This is a genomic window from Campylobacteraceae bacterium, from assembly GCA_013215945.1.
Lineage (GTDB): Bacteria > Campylobacterota > Campylobacteria > Campylobacterales > Arcobacteraceae > NORP36.
The window spans coordinates 155,036-170,330 of record JABSOM010000006.1; the positions used below are offsets into that span (position 1 = coordinate 155,036).

The 15,295-nt window shown below is 29.9% G+C and carries 19 protein-coding genes; 9 read left to right on the plus strand and 10 right to left on the minus strand.

Annotated elements, in window-relative coordinates; all coding sequences use genetic code 11:
• The first annotated feature begins 140 nt into the window (after positions 1 to 140).
• From HRT41_08030 to HRT41_08065, 8 genes are all read left to right on the plus strand, one after another.
• Entirely contained in the window at positions 141 to 398 is a 258-nt protein-coding gene (locus HRT41_08030) for a 4Fe-4S dicluster domain-containing protein (GenBank protein ID NQY23970.1), read from the plus strand.
• Between the two features lie 179 nt (positions 399 to 577).
• Complete coding sequence (gene ndk, locus HRT41_08035) at positions 578 to 991, plus strand: nucleoside-diphosphate kinase (GenBank protein NQY23971.1); 414 nt, start codon at positions 578 to 580, stop codon at positions 989 to 991.
• A 12-nt stretch (positions 992 to 1,003) separates the two neighbouring features.
• Positions 1,004 to 1,381, plus strand: coding sequence for a hypothetical protein (locus HRT41_08040; GenBank protein ID NQY23972.1), 378 nt, complete (start codon positions 1,004 to 1,006; stop codon positions 1,379 to 1,381).
• A 9-nt stretch (positions 1,382 to 1,390) separates the two neighbouring features.
• Positions 1,391 to 1,543, plus strand: a complete 153-nt coding sequence (rpmF, locus tag HRT41_08045; GenBank protein NQY23973.1) for a 50S ribosomal protein L32 — start codon at positions 1,391 to 1,393, stop codon at positions 1,541 to 1,543.
• Positions 1,543 to 2,535, plus strand: a complete 993-nt coding sequence (gene plsX / locus HRT41_08050) for a phosphate acyltransferase PlsX (GenBank protein ID NQY23974.1) — start codon at positions 1,543 to 1,545, stop codon at positions 2,533 to 2,535. The genes rpmF and plsX overlap by 1 nt, the downstream gene beginning before the upstream one ends.
• Before the next feature lie 9 nt (positions 2,536 to 2,544).
• Entirely contained in the window at positions 2,545 to 3,543 is a 999-nt protein-coding gene (locus tag HRT41_08055) for a ketoacyl-ACP synthase III (GenBank protein NQY23975.1), read from the plus strand.
• A 113-nt stretch (positions 3,544 to 3,656) separates the two neighbouring features.
• Positions 3,657 to 4,331 carry a response regulator transcription factor gene (locus HRT41_08060; GenBank protein ID NQY23976.1) on the plus strand — a complete coding sequence of 225 codons (675 nt, stop codon included), beginning with the start codon at positions 3,657 to 3,659 and terminating at the stop codon, positions 4,329 to 4,331.
• A gap of 43 nt (positions 4,332 to 4,374) precedes the next feature.
• Entirely contained in the window at positions 4,375 to 5,694 is a 1,320-nt protein-coding gene (locus HRT41_08065) for a sensor histidine kinase (GenBank protein NQY23977.1), read from the plus strand.
• On the opposite strand, the gene HRT41_08070 is transcribed toward HRT41_08065, so the two are convergent.
• From HRT41_08070 to HRT41_08100, 7 genes are all read right to left on the minus strand, one after another.
• Positions 5,691 to 6,278 (minus strand): histidine phosphatase family protein, encoded by a 588-nt coding sequence (locus HRT41_08070; protein ID NQY23978.1) that lies wholly within the window; start codon positions 6,276 to 6,278, stop codon positions 5,691 to 5,693. The genes HRT41_08065 and HRT41_08070 overlap by 4 nt on opposite strands.
• A 43-nt stretch (positions 6,279 to 6,321) precedes the next feature.
• Complete coding sequence (locus HRT41_08075; GenBank protein ID NQY23979.1) at positions 6,322 to 7,377, minus strand: ABC transporter ATP-binding protein; 1,056 nt, start codon at positions 7,375 to 7,377, stop codon at positions 6,322 to 6,324.
• Positions 7,370 to 9,061 (minus strand): iron ABC transporter permease, encoded by a 1,692-nt coding sequence (locus HRT41_08080; GenBank protein ID NQY23980.1) that lies wholly within the window; start codon positions 9,059 to 9,061, stop codon positions 7,370 to 7,372. The genes HRT41_08075 and HRT41_08080 overlap by 8 nt, the downstream gene beginning before the upstream one ends.
• A 7-nt stretch (positions 9,062 to 9,068) precedes the next feature.
• Positions 9,069 to 10,412: an extracellular solute-binding protein gene (locus HRT41_08085; protein ID NQY23981.1), complete on the minus strand. Its 1,344-nt coding sequence runs from the start codon at positions 10,410 to 10,412 to the stop codon at positions 9,069 to 9,071.
• 126 nt (positions 10,413 to 10,538) lie between these two features.
• The gene (locus HRT41_08090) at positions 10,539 to 10,859 is read right to left on the minus strand and encodes an AzlD domain-containing protein (GenBank protein ID NQY23982.1); all 321 of its coding nucleotides are present in this window, start codon (positions 10,857 to 10,859) and stop codon (positions 10,539 to 10,541) included.
• Positions 10,849 to 11,532 (minus strand): AzlC family ABC transporter permease, encoded by a 684-nt coding sequence (locus tag HRT41_08095; GenBank protein ID NQY23983.1) that lies wholly within the window; start codon positions 11,530 to 11,532, stop codon positions 10,849 to 10,851. The genes HRT41_08090 and HRT41_08095 overlap by 11 nt, the downstream gene beginning before the upstream one ends.
• Positions 11,532 to 11,975, minus strand: a complete 444-nt coding sequence (locus tag HRT41_08100) for a hypothetical protein (protein NQY23984.1) — start codon at positions 11,973 to 11,975, stop codon at positions 11,532 to 11,534. Before HRT41_08100 ends, HRT41_08095 begins: the two co-directional genes overlap by 1 nt.
• Positions 11,976 to 12,039: 64 nt before the next feature.
• Here HRT41_08100 and HRT41_08105 point away from each other — a divergent pair, with 64 nt between their 5' ends.
• Positions 12,040 to 12,681 carry a transglutaminase-like cysteine peptidase gene (locus tag HRT41_08105; GenBank protein NQY23985.1) on the plus strand — a complete coding sequence of 214 codons (642 nt, stop codon included), beginning with the start codon at positions 12,040 to 12,042 and terminating at the stop codon, positions 12,679 to 12,681.
• Here the strand turns inward: HRT41_08105 and HRT41_08110 are convergent.
• Genes HRT41_08110 through HRT41_08120 form a run of 3 tightly spaced genes read right to left on the minus strand, consistent with a single transcriptional unit; the run spans position 12,663 to position 15,064 of the window.
• Positions 12,663 to 13,226, minus strand: coding sequence for an aminotransferase class IV (locus tag HRT41_08110; GenBank protein ID NQY23986.1), 564 nt, complete (start codon positions 13,224 to 13,226; stop codon positions 12,663 to 12,665). The two genes, HRT41_08105 and HRT41_08110, sit on opposite strands and share 19 nt — an antisense overlap.
• A gap of 8 nt (positions 13,227 to 13,234) precedes the next feature.
• A complete protein-coding gene (locus tag HRT41_08115; GenBank protein ID NQY23987.1) occupies positions 13,235 to 14,188 on the minus strand; it encodes an aminodeoxychorismate synthase component I in 954 nt (317 codons plus the stop codon).
• Positions 14,189 to 15,064 (minus strand): aspartate carbamoyltransferase catalytic subunit, encoded by an 876-nt coding sequence (locus HRT41_08120; protein ID NQY23988.1) that lies wholly within the window; start codon positions 15,062 to 15,064, stop codon positions 14,189 to 14,191.
• Positions 15,065 to 15,295 lie beyond the last annotated feature (231 nt).

The window sequence follows — 15,295 nt, forward strand, 5'->3', positions numbered from 1 at the left end:
ATCACAAGCAAAAAACTTGTCTATAGTATGTTTCTTTTTGATACATAATACTCTGCTTTAGTACTTAATATACTGTATATATTAAAGAAATATTTATTATTACTGTGATAAAGTAAAATATAAATACATTAGGAAAAGATATGGCAGTAAGAATAACGGATACATGTATCTCATGTGATGCATGTTTAGATGAATGTCCAACAGAGTCAATTGTGGACAACGACGATAACCCAACTGGTGAAGATATTTATTATGTAAACCCAGAAACCTGTACAGAATGTGTTGGAGATAATGATGAACCAGCATGTGCAGAAGCCTGTCCAACAGAAGGATGTATTGTTTGGGATAATCCAACTACATCTGGTGCTGTTCATAATGAAGCAGTAGTCGAAGAATAAAAAGTATTCTTTATATAAAGGTTAAGTAAAACTTAACCTTTATTTCACTTAAACAAATTTTATTTTATGCAAAAAAGAGTAAATACAGCTCTTTTTACTAAATAAGAAATCAAGCCTTGCCTTTTAAATTTTATTTAGGTATAATCCGCGACTTAAAAACAAAAAATAGGAAAATATAAATGGAACAAACATTATCTATCATTAAACCTGACGCAGTTGCAAAAAATGTAGTTGGTCAAATTCTATCTAGATTTGAAGCTGCAAACTTAAGAATTGTTGCTACAAAAAAGTTACAATTAAGCCAAGCTGATGCAGAAGCTTTTTATGCAGTTCATGCAGAAAGACCTTTTTTCGCTGATTTAGTTAAATTCATGATTTCTGGGCCAGTTGTTGTAACTGTTTTAGAAGGTGAAAACGCTATGCAAATCAATAGAGACTTAATGGGTGCTACTAACCCTAAAGAAGCAGAAGCTGGTACAATTAGAGCAGACTTTGCAGATTCAATTGATGCAAATGCAGTTCATGGTTCAGATTCTGTTGAAAATGCAAAAAATGAAATCGCTTTCTATTTTGCAACAAGAGAACTTTCTTAATAAGTAATTATTATGAAAATTGAATTTAGAAAGTTACCAACAGTAAAGAAAGATTTCTCAACTTCTTTGCTTTCAGTTAAATTTGAAGGTACTTTCTGTAAGATATCATCAACATTAGCGAAATTTGAAACCACCTTGCGTGGAACAATTGAGTGTGCGTGTTGTAGATGTAGCGAAACTGATACATTAGACCTTGATGAAACGTTTGATTTTTTAGTAAGCGATAGAGTACACAAAAATGAAGAATCGGAAGATTTAATCATAGAACTAAACAATGACATCATTGATTTTGATGAAATTATACAAAGTGAAGTCGCATCTTTTCAAAGTGAGTATTACTTATGTGATACCTGCAAAGAAAACAATGAGGACTTCGAAAAAGAATTTTAAGGAAATATTATGGCAGTACCAAAAAGACGAGTCTCTCATTCCAGAGCGGCTAAAAGAAGAACACATTACAAGATTACATTAAAAAGACCTGTTAAAGATACTGATGGAACTTGGAAGATGCCTCATACGGTTAACCCTAACACTGGTGAATACAAAAACTAATGTTAAAGATCGCAATTGATGCGATGGGTGGGGACTTTGGTCCCGAGCCTATTGTAGATGGACTTTTAGCGGCACTCAAAAACAACAACAAATTTACAGCTATTGCTGTAGGTGATGAAGAACAACTCCTAAGATTAATCCCCGAAAAATACCTTAATAGAATAGAAATACTTGATACTAAAGATGTAATATCTATGTCTGATTCTGCAACTGATGCATTAAAAAGAAAAGAATCAACTATTTATAAAGCCATTGAACTTGTAAGAAATAATGAAGCAGCAGCTGTTGTTTCAGCAGGACATTCAGGCGCTTCAATGTCTTTAGCTACTTTACGAATAGGTAGGATTAAAGGGGTTACTAGACCCGCAATTGCTACATTAATGCCAACAAGTGAAAATCAAAATACTTTGGTTTTAGATGTTGGTGCGAATGTAGATTGTGATGCAAAAAACCTTTTAGAATTTGCTATTATGGGACAAGTATATGCAGAAGATGTACTAGAACTTGATGAACCAATTATTGGTTTATTATCAAATGGTGAAGAAGAATCAAAAGGGAACGAAGCAACAAAAGAAGCTTACAAGCTAATTTCTGCGCTTCCAAATTTTGCTGGTAATATTGAAGGTGCTGATATCTTTAAAGGTACTGTTGATGTTGTTGTGTGTGATGGTTTCATTGGAAATATTGTATTAAAAACAGCAGAAGGTGTTGCTGATACTATTGGTTTGATTCTTAAAAAGAATCTAAAAAGATCATTAATATCAATAGCTGGTGCTGTTTTAATGAGAAAAGTATTTAAGAGTTTAAAAGTTAGAGTTGATTATGCTGAATATGGTGGAGCTCCTTTATTAGGGGTTAAAGCTCCTGTTATTATTGCCCATGGAAAATCCAATCCAAAAGCAATAAAAAATGCTATTTTTCAAGCAATTAATGCAGCTAGTTCAAATCTCAACCAAGATATTGAAGACAGATTAAAAAAATACAAAGACTAAGGAAGATATATGGCTTATGCAGCTTTTAAGTCTATTGGTGCTTATATTCCACCAAAAATAATGACGAATGCAGATTTTGAAAAAATTATCGATACCACCGATGAATGGATTGTCAAAAGAACAGGAATCCGAGAAAGAAGAATCTCTGAAGAAAATGAAGCATCATCTGATTTAGGATACAGAGCAGCAGAAGTTGCTATTAAAAGAGCAGGCATAAACAAAGAAGATATAGATTTGGTTATTTGTGCTACTGTGACACCTGATTATTTATGCATGCCTTCAACAGCATGTTTAATCGCATCAAAATTAGATTTACCACCTGTTCAAGCTTTTGATATTTCAGCTGCTTGTACTGGTTTTGTATATGCTCTTAGTATTGCAAAAGCATTTATTGAAGCTGGAATGAAAAAAAATGTTCTTATAGTTGGAGCTGAAACCTACACTTCTATTTTAGATTATACAGACAGGGGAACCTGTTTTATTTTTGGAGATGGTGCCGGTGCTGCAATGATATGTGCTACGTCTAATAAAGATGAAGCGATTATTGATGTTAACTGCTGCAGTGATGGTAATTATAGTGATTTAATTAAAACTCCTGGTGGCGGAAGTTTGCATCCATGCAGCCAAGAAGTTTTGGATCAAAAAATGGCTTGCATTAAAATGAAGGGAAATGAAACCTTTAAACTTGCAGTTAAAACCCTGACTTCTGATGTTCAAGTTATGATGAAAAAACATAATTTAATTAATGAAGATATTAATCATTTTATACCACATCAGGCAAATATGAGAATTATTAAAGCTGTTGGAACTGCTTTAAAACTTACTGAAGAACAAACTGTTGTAACTGTTGATAGATACGGTAATACATCAGCAGCTTCTATTCCTATGGCTATGAATTATGCTTATGAACAAGGTAAAATTAAAGCAGGTCATACTATTTTATTTGATGCTTTTGGTTCTGGTCTTACTTGGGGTTCTGCTCTTTTTCCTTTTGCAGGAAAAGAATAAAATTTCTTGATTAAAAAAAGCTTGAAGATTTCTTCAAGCTTTTTTTATGCCAAAATACTTCTACTAAACCCTATTTCACTCTTTTATTAAGTACTTTATGATAATGTATAGTTATGAAAATACTAGTTATTGAGGACAATTTTACCCTAGCAGATGCACTTGAATCTATACTTACTCATGCCAATTACATTGTAGATGTATTTAGTGATGGAGAAGAAGGTATTTATGCATTAAAGAACCATGTGTATGATTTATTAATTCTTGACTTAGGACTTCCCAAACTTGATGGCATTGATATTTTAACGCAATTACGAAAAGAGAAAAATGATATTCCAGTTATTATTATTTCAGCTCGAGATAAATTGGATCAAAGAATATTGGGATTACACTCAGGAGCAGATGATTACATTTGTAAACCTTTTGAATTTGAAGAAATATTAGCCAGGATAGAAGCTGTATTAAGACGAAAAAATAAAAAAGTGGAAAAAAGCATTATACACAATGATTTGCACTTCGACTTATTTACAAAAACACTCAGAAAAAACAATATTATTGTCAATTTAAGTAAAAGAGAAAATGATATTTTAGAATACTTATTAAAAAATGCGAATAACATTATTTCAAAAAACAATCTTGCTCAATATATTACTTCTTTTGATGAAGATTTTAATCCAACCGCTATAGAAACCTATATTTCGCGTTTACGTAAAAAATTAAATACTTCTATAGATTTAAAAACAATAAGGGGCTTGGGATATATTTTAAAAAAACCTCTCTACAATGAATAATAACTCGATATACAACAGATTAATACTTCGTCTTATCATCCCCATGATTTTAATTAATATACTTATTTTTGCTCTGGTGTATTTATTATTTGGGCAAAAAGTAAATACCTTTTTTGATCACAATCTTTTAGCAGCCGCAAAAAGTATTAAAGAAAAGACGCTGGTTGAATACGATAAGTTAATTGTAAATCTGCCTTATTTTTCTATTGATATGCTTGAAAATAACAATAAAGGACATGCTTTTTATAGTGTTCAAAATGAAGATGGCAAAATAATTGCTGGTTTTAAAAATATTCCAGATCCATTAAATAAAGAAAATGAAATACAATTTTATTATGCAAACTATTATGATAAAGAAGTCAGAGTTATTTATTTAAAAACACAAATCTTGCAAAAAGACTCTATTTATAATGCAACCATTAAATTAGCTGTAACCTTAGACAATAGAGAAGAAGTATTAAGGGAGATATTATTACTTGTAATCTTCATTTCTCTTATTATCATTATTACAGCAACTGTTATTTCAAAGTGGGGAGTTAAAAATGCCCTTTCCCCTTTATACAGTTTACAAAAAACATTACAATCAAGGGATGCACATGATCTAAATCCCATCCATGTAAAAGTACCAAATGAAGTACAAATAATGATTGATGGTATTAATGCTTTATTACAAAGAATCAAAGGCAATATTTCTTATATGGAACGTTTTAATGCTGACGTTTCTCATCAATTAAGAACACCACTTGCTGAGTTAAAAGCTTTTGTACAACTCAATGATAAAAAAGTAGATAAAAACTACTATAAAAAAATAAAATTAATCGATAGCATGGCGCATACTGTTAATCAGCTTTTATTTTATGCTAAAACCAATCCTGGTGCTTTTAATAAAGAACATTTTAGAACTGTTAATCTTGTATCTTTATGCCAAGACATATTTGAGAAAATTGTGCCAACAATTTACGATAATAATTTTGAATTTGAATTTATTTATTCAAGAAAAGAGATTAATATTAATTGTGATGTTATTTTAATAGAAGCCTTAGTTAGTAATGTAATTAATAATTCATTAAAATATGCTAAAAATGCTTTAGGAGAAGATTTAATTACTTTTGAAATAAAAGAATCAAAAGATTGTGTCTATTTAATTATGAAGGATAAAGGAGAAGGTATTGAAGAAATACATCATAAAAATGTTTTTGAGCGTTTTGTACGATTAGATTGTAATACTCAAGGTACGGGTTTAGGATTAAATATTGTAGCTCAAATTGTAGAACTACATAAAGCTAAGGTATCGCTAGAAAATACAGAAAATGAGTTTTGTGTTATTATTGAATTTAAGAAAGAAGAACTCTTTAATACTTAAAGAATACTAACCTTCTCTCCTATTTTTTGGAAACGCAGTATTTGTGCATTTTGGGGATCAGCGATACTTGATAATTCGCTTAAGTCTTTTTCTAAATAGTGTGCCAGTGCCACTTTAATTGCCACCCAATGAGAAACAACAACAATATTTTTTCCTTGATTATTCTCAAAAATATTTTCCAAAGCTTTTATCATACGTTCTTGTACTTCTAAAAAACTTTCCGCCCCGATCACATCAAATAAATGAGATTCATTCCAAAAGTTATGAGTTTGTACTGCATCATTTTTTTTGATCTCATCTTGCGTTTTACCTTCCCAAACACCTAAAGATATCTCTTTTAATCCCTCTACACAAATAGCTTCTAAGTTAGATTCTTTTAAAATAATGGCAATAGTATCTATTGTTCGTTTCAAAGGACTCACATAAGCTTTATGAAGTGTAATTTCTTGCATCAAATCTTTTGCTTTATGCGCTTGAGATATACCCTCTTGTGTTAAGTCTGCATTTAAAGAACCCTGCCATCTTTTTTCAAGGTTCCATTTGGTTTGTCCATGTCTGATTAAATATATATTCGTTTCTAACATTCTATTTCCTTGTTTTACCTAAGATTTTATCTTAGGTAAAATTTTATTCGTTTTTTAAAATATAATTTTCATTTTCATTTGTTTTAATATAAATAAGTTTTCCTATATCTAACAATACACTCGATTTAAAATGAATTGAGTCAATAATTAATTCATTGTTTAAGACTTTTACAAAATATCGAACCATATTTCCTAAAAATTCTTTATTTATTACTTTTCCTTCTAAATGACAATCCTCTTTCGTACTTACTACAAGCGTATGCGGACGTAAAAGGATGCTGCACTTCCCAAGAATGTCTGTTTTTACAGGAATCTTAAAATTATCAGAAGTAATAAAAATACACTCACCATTTTCTTTAACAACATTTCCTTTTAAAATATTAGCAGAACCAATAAAGTTAGCAACAAATAAGTTTTTAGGGGTATCATAAAGATTATTAGGCGTATCTATTTGCTGAACAATTCCTGCTTTAAGCAAAGCTATTCTATCAGAAGTCGTATTGGCTTCTTCTTGGTCATGGGTTACAAAAATAGTTGTTAGATTTAATTCTCTTTGTAAAGAAAGTAATTCTTGCCTCATTTCAACTCTTAATGAAGCATCAAGATTGGATAAGGGTTCATCTAAAAGTAAAACTTTAGGCTCAGTAACTACTGTTCTAGCTAGTGCAACTCTTTGTTGTTGACCTCCAGATAATTGATTGGGATACCTTGAAGCAAACTCTGTTAATGAAACCAATTCTAAAACTTTGTCAACTTTATAATTTACTTCTTTTTGCGGCATTTTTTGCTCTTTTAATCCAAACTCAATATTTTGTCTAATAGTCATATGTGGCCACAATGCATAGGATTGAAAAACCATTCCTACTTTTCTTTTCCAAGGAGGAAGATTGGTAATATCTTTCCCCTCTATGAGTATTTGACCTTTTTGGCAGTGCTCAAAACCAGCTATTAGTCGTAATAAAGTGGACTTACCACACCCAGAGGGGCCTAAAAAAGTAAAAAACTCTCCATGCTTTATCTCTATGCTGACATTTTTAATAACCTTTACTGAACCAAAAGACAATTCAATATTTTTTAGTGAAATTCCATGTTTACTCATCTTTACTCTCCACTTCTCTTTGTTTTCTACTATTTTCCATAAATCTATACGATATATACGTTCCAAGAGCTACAATAACAACAGCAATAATTCCTAAAGCTGCTCCGGCACCTCTTCCCGATGCACTTTGCATAAAAATATAAATACCATAAGCTAAAGGGGCATCTGATTCGGATGAAATCAACATAATCGTTGCTGATAATTCAACAGCAGCGGTTGCAAAACTGGTGACAAAACCAGCTAAAATTCCTCCTGCCATTAAAGGAATAGTAATTTTTCTCATGGTTTTAAATTTTGAAGCACCAAGATTTTCACTGGCTTCTTCTAAAGAAACAGAAACTTGCTGCATGGCAGCAGTACAAGCTCTAAGTGCATAAGGTAATCTTCTTACAGCTAAAGCAATCACTAACATTAACCACCAAGAAGCTAACATTTGTCCATTTGGTAATTCCACATCTGAGAACGTTCTTAAATAACCAATAGCTAGAACCAAACCAGGAACTGCTAGGGCTGACATAGCTACGTAATCCAGAGTTTTTCTAATCTTTATTTTACTTCGTATTACTAAATAAGCAATACTAACGCCTAAAATAATATCCATAATGGCTGCGCCTGAAGCATAAATAAGTGTATTGGTAATAAACTCAGGTGTTTCTGTAAATACTTCTGCATAATGTGCAGTTGTATACGCATCTGGAAAAATACTATAAGACCAAATTGTTGCAAAAGATAATAAAGTCAAAGCAAAATGAGGTGATAAAACAATCAACAAAGTAAAAATAACAATACTATAGGCACCAATGGCTTCCATTGTTGTCATTTTCCTTTTATTAAGACCACCCCCACCTTTTTGTGTGGTTGAATAATCTTTTCCTTTTAAGGCCCAGCCTGCAATTCCCAGCGCCCCCAAAGAAAATACAACTAATACAACAGCAATAACATATCCCATAGGATCATCAATACCAATAGAAGAAATTCGTAAATACGCCTGAGGTGCAAGCATATTATTTACATTTAATAACAAAGGAGTTCCTAAATCATCAAATACTTTTATAAATACTAAAACAGCCCCTGCTATATAACCAGGCATTGCTAAAGGAAATACAATTTTTCTAAATAAACCAAAACCAGAAGATCCTAAGTTTTGAGCTGATTCTTCCATACTTCTATCAATATTATTTAATGCAGCAGAAAGATTTAATAATATAAAAGGAAAATAATGAATACTTTGTACAAATATTACTCCATTTAAACCATCCATAAAAGGAATTTTAAATCCCAAAGTATCTTCTAAAAATAAATTTACACTTCCATTTTCTCCAAAAAACAGCTGCATTGCAACGGCACCTACAAAAGGAGGCATAATTAACGGAATAAATCCTAAGCTTTGTATTATTACACTACCTTTAAAATCAAAGCGTGAAGTATAATACGCCAAAGGTAGTGCAATAATAGAAGCCACAACAACAGACATTGATGCCACATAAAAAGAATTATAAAATGATTCCATAAATAAAGAGGTATTAAAAAAGTCCACAAAATTAATAAGACTTAAGTTACCTGTGCTAACATCAATAAATGCAACATAAAAGACCTGTACAACAGGTCCTACTAAAAAAACAAGTAAAAAAAGGGCTATTATTAAAAATAACCCTTTTTCACCTAATGTACCGTTCTTAGCCATATTAAGACTAATTCAAAATATCAATAGCTAAATTAGCTAAGGTTTTTGCTTGTTGGTAATTGTCTTTTACTTCTCGATCCCATTTTTCTTCAACTTGAGCTTGTCTTCCAAATACTTTGTCTGTTCTTTTTTTACGTTTGGTTTTAAAAATAGCTGTAAAATCATCATTTAATGCCAATTCTTCGCTTACTGGCGTTTTATCTATTAAAAGCCAAGCATCTGCAATTAATTTTTTTGCTTTGTCATTCCCATTACTTGCTAATAGTTTTTCAGCTTCTTGTAAAGCTTTGGTAGCTTCATTTAAATCTGCTAATCTATATGTAATCATCACATCAAACAAAGCATTTACTAGGTTATATCTTGATTTTGATAATTTTACATCAAAATTAATATCTTGCCCAATACTAGAGTCTTTAAAAGGATTAGGAAAATTTGCAGGCGCATTTTTATATGCATCTGGATTAATAGGTAATCTGGAAATCTTTGGTTCCAATAAAATACTTTGACCTTCGCTTGATCTTAAAAAATCTACAAAAGCACGTGCCGTGTTTACATGAGGTGCATTGGCAATAATTCCAACATTTGCAGGAACAACAGCTGTATATCTAGGGTAGGTAAAATCAACGGGGAAACCACTTGCTTTTGAGCTTAAACCAAAAAAGTCAATCACAATTCCTATACCAAAAGAACCAGTATTAACCCCATCTGGAACACCAAAACTTCTCTCTGTTACTGTTTTAAAGTTTCCAGCCATTCGTTTAATATTTCTCCAACCACCTTTCCAACCTTCATCACTTTGAAGCATGGTTTCAACAGTTAAATGCGTAGTACCTGAACGAGAAGGTGCGGACATACCTATATGTCTATAATATATTGCTTTGGATAAATCTTTCCACTGTTGTGGCGCTGGTAATTTTTTAGCTTTTAAATATCTATTATTCCACATAATTCCGTATCCAGCAGCTGCTACTCCTGAATAAAAACCATCGGGATCACTTAAAGGATAAGATCCAATTGTTTCAGGAATTCCTTTTGTCACTGATTTATACACTTGCAACAAATCATCGTCTTTTAATACTTCAAAAGCATCTGGAGCAGAGACCCAATAAATATCTGCTTTATTATTCTTTTTTGTTTCTTGGATGTATTTAATACCTGCTGTGGTTTTTTTCTTTAACATCTCCACTTTAACATTGGGGTATTTTTTTTCAAAGGCTTTTTTAAAAGATTTTGTTAAATCTTTAGGAAAAGACGTAATAACTACTAACTTGTTCTCTAATTCTTTTGCACTTAAGGGTGCAAAAAAAACAACGCTTGCAAGAGTACTTGCAATAACATTTTTCACATTCATAATAACTCCTTTAATTTACAAAAATATTCTAACATTGAATGCTGTCAGTAAACTTGCATCTAAAAAAAGATTTATGTTATTAAAAAGAGTTGTTATCAAAGCTAAGAATTTCTATTATTTCTTTCTTTAAAAATATTGTATGAGTATCATATAAAACAGTGTTCCTAGAAAAATAGACACTAAATAGTTTCTTAAAAATATATGTAAAAGTCCAGTAAAAACAATTCCGCTTATTTCTTTAAACCCATAAGGAACAGTAACAAAAGAGATGTCTTTTAGCGTATATAATACAAGTATAGTCATAATAACAGCAGGAAAGTACTTTTCAATATAAACCAAAAATGCCGGCAGTTCTTTTTTTCTAAAAAATAAAAAAGGAAATAATCTTGTCGCATAATTAACAAGTGCCATAATAACTATGGCTATATATATCTCATTATTGTTCATTAATCACCCTAGATTTTAATACTAAGAGAGATATTATTGAAATCACAATAGAAGCAATTAACATTTTATCACTGCTTACAAAACATAAAGAAAATAAAGCAGAACTCCCACCAATAAGAAAAGGGTAAATATTTCTTAAATTTTTATATTGTTCCAAACATAAAACAACAAATAAGGCGGTTAGAGAAAATTCCAAACCTGCTGTATTAAAATGAATATTTAGACCAATAATTGAACCAAGAAGTGTACCAAATATCCAATAGGATTGATTAAGCGCGGCTAAATAAAAATAAAAATGTTTTTTGGATAAGGTTTTATCCTCTTTTATACTTGTTAATAAACCATAGGTTTCATCTGTTAATGCAAAAATTAAATAGTTTTTAAAGGGTTTAGTATCTTTAAAACGTTTTAATAAAGACAAACCATAAAAACTCTGTCTTATATTAATGAATAAAGAAGCAATAGCAATATCAATAAACCCCATTTTTGCATTAAAAAAACCAATGGCAACAAATTGTAAAGCTCCTGCATAAATAAATACAGACATAAGGGGTGCTAAATACCAATCATAGGACATAGAAACCAATAAAAGACCAAATGCAAAGCCTAAAACCAAATATCCCATCATTACGGGAATAGAGACCTCAAAAGCTTTTTTAAATTCTTTTTGCATTAATCCAATAAATCTTTATTAGATGGGTTGTTTTTAAACACATTCATAGATTTGTCATGAAAGTTATTTTGTTCTTGTAAATCATCCATAGTTGCAAGCGTATTTATGAAAATAATTGATTCATCAATAACGATTTGAAAAATCGAAATATAAGGAACACTTACTATTGTAGCAAAGTTTTCAGCCCCAAAACCAGCTTCAAAAGTCATAGTCGTATCGCTTAAGGATATTGTAGTATAAGTATAATTACTTAAAACAAATAGTGAGAAATTAGCCAACTTGGATTTAATACTTTTAGGTAAGTCTGGTTCAAAATGCAAACCTTTTAAATTTGCTGTAACTGCGAACTCAACGTTTTTTGCCATTAATAATTCAATTGTTTCTTTGCTTTGTTTTAAAATTAAGTGTTTATATTCTTCATCTTTTAATATATTATTTATCATATTCTTACTCCATATTTTTTTCATATTTATTTCTTTAAAGTACAATTTTATGCTAAACTAACTTATGAAACAACTAATTTTATCATTAATTTTGCTTTTTAATGTTTTAGAGGCTAATCGTTTAAGTTTTACAAAAAAAGATGTGGAAACAATAAAACACTTACCCCAAAAAAAAGCTGCATTAAAACGTATCCTTATGTACAATGAATTAAAAGAAAAAATAAAAGATTATTCAACAATACGCAAACTCTCTCATATTAATGCTTTTTACAATAAGATTATGCCCGTTTTAGACCAAACACAATATAAAATTGGCGATCATTGGGCAACAAGAAAAGAATTTTTAATTCAAGGAAAAGGAGATTGTGAAGATTATGTTATTGCAAAATACTTTTCACTCATTGAATTAGGAATTCCAAAGAAAAAACTCTATTTATCTGTTGTTAAAGTAAAAGGCGCAAAAACAGATCATATGGTTCTTTTGTATTTACAACATAAAAAAGCCATTCCTTTGGTTATGGATAACTTAAGTTTTAAAGTTGTTCCTTTGACCATACGAAAAAAATTAAGTCCAAAGTTTGCTTTTAATGAAAGTGCTTCTTATTTACTTTCAAATGAAAGTTTTGGAAAAAAAGTTAGAATTAATTGGAAAGGTAACAATAAGTGGGAAGAATTATTAACAAGAGTTTATGATAAACACGAATAAGTCTTAAGTACATCAAAACCAATCATTGCATTAAGTAAAGCTACTTTTTTTGCTTTTTTAAACATCTTTACACTAATGTCTATTTCAAATATTTCACCATTTTGCAGTAACTTTTCTCTCATAGTTCCTTTTAATAAAGGTATTTTAGGTGTTAACCATATATCCCCATCAAAAATTGCTATATTCGCTATTGAAGTATCACTTATCAAATTATTTTTAACAATAATAATTTCGTCAGCATTTTCTTTTTGTAGATACAAAAGATTTATTTTTTCTCTGTTTAACATTTTTTTAGAATACTCTATTTTATTATCACGAACAAATTTAAAACGTTTAATCTCTTTTTTTATATAAGGTGAGAATTCTATACTTAAAATTTCATCTTCATTGTAGATTACTTTACATTTCAATAATTCTTTTGAAGGAGGATAAATAAATTCACTTAAAGAAAAATTTCTTGATATAGCATTCATAATACGTTTTTCATGATAGTGTAAATTATATACATCCAAATTTTCGCATTTAATTGTCTCAAAATATTCCATTATTTTCCTTAAGCAGGGATATATATTTTATCTTCAAGTTCTTTATATTCACTAGAAACATCAGAATCACAAGTAATTCCACCACCACTTTTGTAAAATAAATCTTCTTTTGATTTCTCTATAAATCGAATCATTATAAAAGTGTCTAAATTTTCTCCATCAAAAACGCCACATATACCCGTATAATACCCACGCTCATAAGCTTCTACGTTTTTTAAAATTTTAACAGTATTTATTTTAGGGCAACCTGTAATGGAACCAGCAGGCAAAAGTTTGTCTAAGATGTCTCCAATATTGTTACGCCATGAACTTTCTAGGTTTCCAGAAATTTTGGAGCTTATTTGTAAAAGTTCTTTATTTCCTGCATTTATTTTATCAATATATCTAAAGGTATTTACCCTTACATTAGATGAAACCATAGATAAATCATTTCGTAATAAATCAACAACCATAGTATGTTCGGCCATTTCTTTTAAATCTCCCAAAATTCTTGTTTTTGCATTAGGAAGATTGGCGTCAATTGTGCCTTTCATAGGATAGGTAGAAATTTTATTTTTTTTAATTTCAATAAAACGCTCAGGAGAAAAACACACAAATTCATTTTTATATTTTATTTTAAATTTACTTTTTGCTAAATCATATATTTGCACTAAAGATAAATCACAGTTGATTTTTGTTTTACAGGTTAAGTTTAATAAATAGGAGTTTCCACTTTTTATTTCTTCTTGAATAGTGTCAAATTTTTTTTTATAGGCTTTAAAAGAGATCAGCTCTTTTTTTATTTGAATATTTTTATTTATTTTTGAAGAAACTTTTACATTCATTTCAAAATTTACATCCTGTGGAAGATCTTTTAGTAAGAAAAAATCATTCATAGAAGAATCATATGAATTAATAAATAAAAAGGGCTCTTTTAATGAGCCATAGTGATTAAGTTTGTTTTTAAGATTTTCTTTAATCATTTACTTTATTAATTTTTTTAATATTGCCATTCTAACAGCTACACCATTTGAAACTTGTTCAAGAATCTTATTTCTTTTATCTTTTAACATTTCATCTGAAATATCTACATTTCTATTTACAGGACCTGGATGTAATAATAAAATGTCTCGATCTCCAAAAACTTCTTTAGTAATACAATAATCTTTTGCATATTCTTGAATGGAAGCAAAGTAGATTTCATTGTGTCTTTCAAGCTGTGTTCTTAAACTCATTACAATATCAATATCATCAATAATTTCACTTAAATTGTCATATTGTTTAAAATCATTTCCTTCAAGTTTAAAACAATCTGGAGCTACAAAACAAACATCAATTCCAAATCTTGGTAAAAGCATTTTATTCGAACCTGCAACTCTTGATGTTCTAGCATCTCCTACAATTGCTATACGTTTTCCTTTTACATCATCATTAAAATGTTCCATTATGGTGAATAAATCTAACAAAGCTTGTGTAGGGTGGGCATTTTTCCCATCCCCTGCATTAATTAAAGGACAATCGACATGTTGTGCAAGTGTTGCAGGTAAACCACATTCAGAATGTCTAATTATAATAGCATCTGGTTTCATAGCATTGATATTAGCAACTGTATCAAAAATAGTTTCACCCTTAGAACCAGATGAAGTTCCAATATCCAAAGAAACAATATCCGCCCCTAATCGTTTAGCAGCAATTTCAAAAGCAGACCTCGTACGCGTTGAGTTTTCAAAAAACAAAGTTACTATTAATTTTCCACTAAGAGCCTTATTTGTAGTCAAATCTTTAAATATTTTGGCTTCTGCAAATAAGTCTAAAATTTCTTCATTCGTAAAATCAGAGCTAGTAATTAAATGCTGCATTATCATCCTTATTTTTTAAGTATCTTAGCTAAGTTCCAATAAAGAGGAGCTGACAATTGCATTGAAAGAATCCTTCTTTTTAATAACTTAAATTAGCTTTACATTATCATGTTACATTGTAATTTTATATTTAAATTAATAATTTTTATTTTCTTTTAATAATCTTACTTTGTCATAATCATGTCATTATTTATTTATATACTTTATCAATGTTAATGGTGATAGTTTATA

Bases quoted from the DNA above. Each gene is read 5' to 3' on its own strand.
- HRT41_08085 (NQY23981.1), bottom strand. From the start codon at position 10,412: ATGAATGTGAAAAATGTTATTGCAAGTACTCTTGCAAGCGTTGTTTTT.
- HRT41_08115 (NQY23987.1), bottom strand. From the start codon at position 14,188: ATGATTAAAGAAAATCTTAAAAACAAACTTAATCACTATGGCTCATTA.
- plsX (NQY23974.1), top strand. From the start codon at position 1,543: ATGTTAAAGATCGCAATTGATGCGATGGGTGGGGACTTTGGTCCCGAG.
- HRT41_08080 (NQY23980.1), bottom strand. From the start codon at position 9,061: ATGGCTAAGAACGGTACATTAGGTGAAAAAGGGTTATTTTTAATAATA.
- HRT41_08120 (NQY23988.1), bottom strand. From the start codon at position 15,064: ATGCAGCATTTAATTACTAGCTCTGATTTTACGAATGAAGAAATTTTA.
- HRT41_08065 (NQY23977.1), top strand. From the start codon at position 4,375: ATGATTTTAATTAATATACTTATTTTTGCTCTGGTGTATTTATTATTT.
- HRT41_08105 (NQY23985.1), top strand. From the start codon at position 12,040: ATGAAACAACTAATTTTATCATTAATTTTGCTTTTTAATGTTTTAGAG.
- HRT41_08110 (NQY23986.1), bottom strand. From the start codon at position 13,226: ATGGAATATTTTGAGACAATTAAATGCGAAAATTTGGATGTATATAAT.
- HRT41_08100 (NQY23984.1), bottom strand. From the start codon at position 11,975: ATGATAAATAATATATTAAAAGATGAAGAATATAAACACTTAATTTTA.
- ndk (NQY23971.1), top strand. From the start codon at position 578: ATGGAACAAACATTATCTATCATTAAACCTGACGCAGTTGCAAAAAAT.
- HRT41_08030 (NQY23970.1), top strand. From the start codon at position 141: ATGGCAGTAAGAATAACGGATACATGTATCTCATGTGATGCATGTTTA.
- HRT41_08055 (NQY23975.1), top strand. From the start codon at position 2,545: ATGGCTTATGCAGCTTTTAAGTCTATTGGTGCTTATATTCCACCAAAA.
- HRT41_08040 (NQY23972.1), top strand. From the start codon at position 1,004: ATGAAAATTGAATTTAGAAAGTTACCAACAGTAAAGAAAGATTTCTCA.
- HRT41_08090 (NQY23982.1), bottom strand. From the start codon at position 10,859: ATGAACAATAATGAGATATATATAGCCATAGTTATTATGGCACTTGTT.
- HRT41_08075 (NQY23979.1), bottom strand. From the start codon at position 7,377: ATGAGTAAACATGGAATTTCACTAAAAAATATTGAATTGTCTTTTGGT.
- HRT41_08060 (NQY23976.1), top strand. From the start codon at position 3,657: ATGAAAATACTAGTTATTGAGGACAATTTTACCCTAGCAGATGCACTT.
- HRT41_08095 (NQY23983.1), bottom strand. From the start codon at position 11,532: ATGCAAAAAGAATTTAAAAAAGCTTTTGAGGTCTCTATTCCCGTAATG.
- HRT41_08070 (NQY23978.1), bottom strand. From the start codon at position 6,278: ATGTTAGAAACGAATATATATTTAATCAGACATGGACAAACCAAATGG.
- rpmF (NQY23973.1), top strand. From the start codon at position 1,391: ATGGCAGTACCAAAAAGACGAGTCTCTCATTCCAGAGCGGCTAAAAGA.